General features: G+C 61.0%; 4 protein-coding genes. 1 reads left to right on the top strand and 3 read right to left on the bottom strand.

The annotated features are described in order from the left end of the window. From SIN08_RS00020 to SIN08_RS00010, 3 genes are all read right to left on the bottom strand, one after another. A protein-coding gene (locus tag SIN08_RS00020) for an IS5 family transposase (RefSeq protein WP_322449402.1) occupies positions 1-764 on the bottom strand; the annotation gives its coding sequence in 2 pieces (ribosomal slippage) (positions 1-455 and positions 455-764; 765 coding nt in all). A 514-nt stretch (positions 765-1,278) separates the two neighbouring features. Beyond that, positions 1,279-2,088 carry an ion channel gene (locus tag SIN08_RS00015; RefSeq protein ID WP_322449401.1) on the bottom strand — a complete coding sequence of 270 codons (810 nt, stop codon included), beginning with the start codon at positions 2,086-2,088 and terminating at the stop codon, positions 1,279-1,281. Positions 2,089-2,364: 276 nt separating this feature from the next. Next, on the bottom strand, positions 2,365-3,552 hold the full coding sequence (locus tag SIN08_RS00010; protein WP_322449400.1) for an MFS transporter: 1,188 nt from the start codon (positions 3,550-3,552) through the stop codon (positions 2,365-2,367). Positions 3,553-3,678: 126 nt separating this feature from the next. On the opposite strand from SIN08_RS00010, the gene SIN08_RS00005 reads away from it, so the two are divergent. Further along, a partial coding sequence (locus SIN08_RS00005) for a TetR/AcrR family transcriptional regulator (RefSeq protein WP_322449399.1) occupies positions 3,679-4,180 on the top strand: 502 nt, incomplete at its 3' end.

Genomic DNA, 4,180 nt, shown 5'->3' with positions numbered 1-4,180 from the left:
CTAGTTCGCGTGGACAAACCTGATCCACTGTCTGATCGTAGCAATCTGAACGAACCCAAGGAAGCTTGCGGCCAGCTTGTCGTATCGTGTGGCGATGCGGCGTGAGTGCTTGAGGCGATTGAAGAAGCGCTCGATGCGGTTGCGCAGTGCGTATTTGGTTTTGTCGACCGGGCGCTGAACTTTGCGGTTCGACTTTGTCGGGATCACCGGGTCTGCGCCGCGCCGCTCAAGGTCGTCGCGAATGGCGTCGCTGTCATACCCCTTGTCGGCCAGCATCGCGGCCGGATCGGGCGCCTCCTCCTGCATCAGATCCTCGTAGGCGGCCATGTCCGAGGCCTGACCGGGCGTTAGGCAGAAGCCGATGGCGAGGCCCTGCGCATCCGTTCGGGTATGAAGCTTGGTCGTGAGCCCACCGCGCGAACGGCCAACAGCATTTCTCTGAATCCCCCTTTTCCGCCAGCTGCGTGCTGGTGCGCCCTCACGATCGTGCTGTCGATCATCTGCATCGCCGTGTCGGCCGCGTCGCTTTCGGCAAGGGCTGCCAGCATCACGTCCCAGACGCCGGCTTCCGTCCAGCGGCGATACTGGCGATGGACTGAGTTCCAGTTGCCGAAATCGGCCGGCAGGTCACGCCAGGGCGAGCCCGTCCGCGTGATCCAGAAGATGCCGTCCAGCACCTTGCGGTGGCCCTGCGGCCGCCGGCCGCCGCGAGAGCGGTTCTCGATCAGGAACGGCGCGAAGAACGCCCATTCCGCATCACTCATCAGTCCTCGAATCAAAGCTGCCCTCCTCAAAGAGCAGCTTTGAATCACGCGTCAGATAAAATGGGAACCGGGTTTGTCCACGCGGCCTAGACTAACCTTTGACCGATACCGTCCCAATTCGTCGTCTCCGCGTGTCGCCATCGCCGCCGTCGCTGCATAGTGCACAACGCATTCAATACCGGCCTGTGGTGTAGGCATGCGATATACTCCTGGACCTGAGACAAACGGAGCTTTCGGCCCCTAGGCTGCCGAGCAGCAACGCGCCCCATGTCAGCCACAGAGCCGGGCTTTGCCGTTCCCTTAAAGAGGACATTGCGGCGAGGTATCAGTAGGTCGCGCTGCGCCATTTCTGGTCAATCGGGCGCTTCCTTGGCAGGCGTTTAGCAATGGCGGGCTACCCCCCGAGCGAAAAATTCGTTCGCCGAGGGTCGAATCCACGGAGTGACGCTGAGCTGCCGTCCTCCTTTAAAATCTGAAGATTGGTACCTCACCAGCCATGCCGAAAGGCTCTTTCTCAATCGTCGGGATCAGGAATCTTCAGGGGATAGCCGCAAGCCTTGCAATGAACCGCATCGGGGTCGTGGCGCTGCAGCCCGCATTGCGGGCATGGATATCGGACCTTGTAGGGACGAAAGATCGCCTGGGCCAGACGGATGAAAAGCGAAATGCCGGCAATCATGATGACGACCGAGGTCAGCTTACCCCACATACCTGGCAGGAGGATGTCACCGTAGCCTGTCGTCGTCATGCTCGTGACCGTATAGTAGAGGGCGTCGACATAACCGGCGAAACCTGATCCCTCCCGGAAAAAGAACGTGTAGATGAAGCCGGTCACCACGAATAGAAACGTGACCAGATTGAGAGCCGAATGGACAACCTCCCGCCACGATCCGTAGCCCCACCGGGCAAGTGGGCGCCACAGAAAACCGCTGCGCGAGAGCGACCATAGGCGAAGGACGCGCAGGAAACCGAGATTAGCCAGCCAGAGCGGCGCAAGCAACGTCAGCAGGATGAAGAGATCGACGACACTTGTGGGCTGCCGCAGCCAGCGTGGAATGTCTTTGGCGGCAAGGGCGCGCGCCGCGATGTCCGCCGCGAGCAGTGCCGCGATAGAATAGTCGATCCAGAGAAAGGATGGCCGCCCGCGCAGCACCGGGCTCGCAATGAAGAACGCAATGATCAGAAGATCGACGACCATGACAGCGAGTTGGAACCGCAACGCGCCTTGTGAATGACCGTGGTAGAGACTGCGTAAGCGTCCTCGCAGGCGGCCCATTGCGTTCACTTCCCGTTCAGTGCCGCCGGTTCCTGGGGAAATATCCATCGTCTACTGCCCAATGCATTTTGTGGGAGCGATTTTCGGTAACAGCGGCTGGTGTCGTCCGCACCTAGCTTATCTGATCCAGATCAGGGCACCTAGGCCATGGAATAGTAGGAAATGAGATACGATCTCCGGTTGCGCGGAACATGCGGTAATCGGCGACAGTTGTGTAGCCATGGTGCAGCGGATCATCGGCGAGATATGGCCTAACGTAAGCGTCGAGGCCGATCTCCAAAGCGTATCGGGCTACACGGCACTGGAGGTCGAGATATTAGCCACTTATGCTTTTTGTCCTGCCAGATGTGAAACAGCAAGGGCAATGATAGCCAGGGTTGCGGCGATCAGGCTGACATACTGTGCGCCGACCCACTGGATTCCGACAGCGCCCACCACGCCCGACATGGCGATGGCGAGGTAGAGAATCGCCTGGTTGAGCGAGATCAATACGGCGGCGGCATCGGGCCTGAGCGACATCAGCCGGTGCTGTTGCGGTGTAGTAATGGCAAAGGCGGCCAGTGCATAGAAGGCGATCGTCGCGACGGCAGCGCCGTACTGTGTCGTCGTCCATGGCAGGATGACAGTGCTGACGGCGAGCCAGACCAAAGCGATGGCAACCACCCGCGCGCCGCCGATCCTGTCGGCGAGAAAGCCTGCGCCGAAGTTCCCGATCGTACCGACGACGCCCAGCGTGAACATTAGGACGGCCAGTGCGACACTGCTTCCTGCCGTTGCCGGAGCGAAGATGACGCCGACATAGGTATAGGGAATGAAGACCGCCGTGAAGCCAATAAGCGTCGTCGCCATCACCGCCAGCACTCGCCGGTTCGCAAGCGGGCCTAGCCGTTCCGCCAGCGTTTCGGGCGTCTCGATCGGCACGTGCCTCGGCACCAGGGCGAGCACGCCGAAAAGCCCTGGGAGGGCGAGCGCGGCCGTGAACCACATCGTTGTACGCCAGCCGGCAAATCCGCCAAGTGCAGTGCCGAACGGCGCGCCGAGCGACACAGCTGCGGTGAAGCCGGTAACGACGATGGCGATGGCACGGCCCTGAAACTTCTGCGGCACGAGTGCTGCCGCCGTAACGGAAGCATTGGGGATGAACATCCCCACGCCGACCGCAGCTACCATCTGCGCCAGCAGCACCTGCGCATAGGTGGATGCCAGGGCAGTGCCAGCCGAACCGATCAGATAGGTCACCGTCGCTACGACGAGCACCGTCCGGCGCGGCCAGGAGGCCGTCAGCGTGGTGAGCAAAGGCGCAGCAATCGCGCAGGTCATGGCAAAAACCGTGATGATCTGGCCGGCCTTCGCCGCAGAGATAGCGAACGACTCCATCAGCAGGGGCAACAGACCAGCCAGGACGAATTCGCCCGTGCCCACGGCGAAGACGCCCAAGGCCAGGACTGTGACTCGCCCGAGCCCAGGGGGGTCAACGTCTGTCAGATTTTCTGGTTTGGCTCGCATATCCATGACAGCTCCTTGCCCCCGCTCGCTCCAAGGCTGGACGGGCCGCTTTGCATCTCATAAGTTGGAACCGATCAGTTCCGTTCATGCATTCGGTACTGATTGGTTCCGTATCTGTCAAGGACGCTGTAGATGCCGACACGCGCACGTGAACGTTTGATCGAAACTGCCGAGAAGTTGTTCTATGCGGAAGGCATTCAGGCCGTGGGTCTGGAGCGGCTTCTATCCGTCTCGGGCGTTGGTCGCGCCTCTTTCTACCGGCACTTCGCCAGCAAGGATGATCTGGTCGTCACCATGCTGCGCGGCCACGATAGGGCGTACCGCGAGTGGCTGGAAACGCGCGTCCGCGATCTCGGCGGGGATCCGCTGGCCGTCTTCGATGCGCTCGCGGAACGGTCGGACTGGTCGGGTTATCGCGGTTGCGCATTCATCAACGCAATGGCCGAGATCGCCGACCCCGCCAGTCCGGTATTCCGGATCGCCAAAGAACATAAGCGCGCCGTGGCGGAATTCCTCGGAAAATGTCTAGTCGCCGCAGGTTACCGCGATGCCGAAACGCTCGCCCCGCAACTGGTCCTGCTCATCGACGGCGCGACGGTGACCGCGTTGCACGAGCGTACGAACCAACCTATGC

It is taken from the genome of Chelativorans sp. M5D2P16, assembly GCF_034427935.1.
Taxonomy (GTDB): Bacteria; Pseudomonadota; Alphaproteobacteria; order Rhizobiales; family Rhizobiaceae; genus Chelativorans.
The sequence above is the reverse complement of the archived record's forward strand: the minus strand, read 5'-3'. Positions and strand labels throughout refer to the sequence as shown.

Bases quoted from the DNA above. Each gene is read 5' to 3' on its own strand.
- SIN08_RS00015 (WP_322449401.1), bottom strand. From the start codon at position 2,088: ATGGATATTTCCCCAGGAACCGGCGGCACTGAACGGGAAGTGAACGCA.
- SIN08_RS00010 (WP_322449400.1), bottom strand. From the start codon at position 3,552: ATGGATATGCGAGCCAAACCAGAAAATCTGACAGACGTTGACCCCCCT.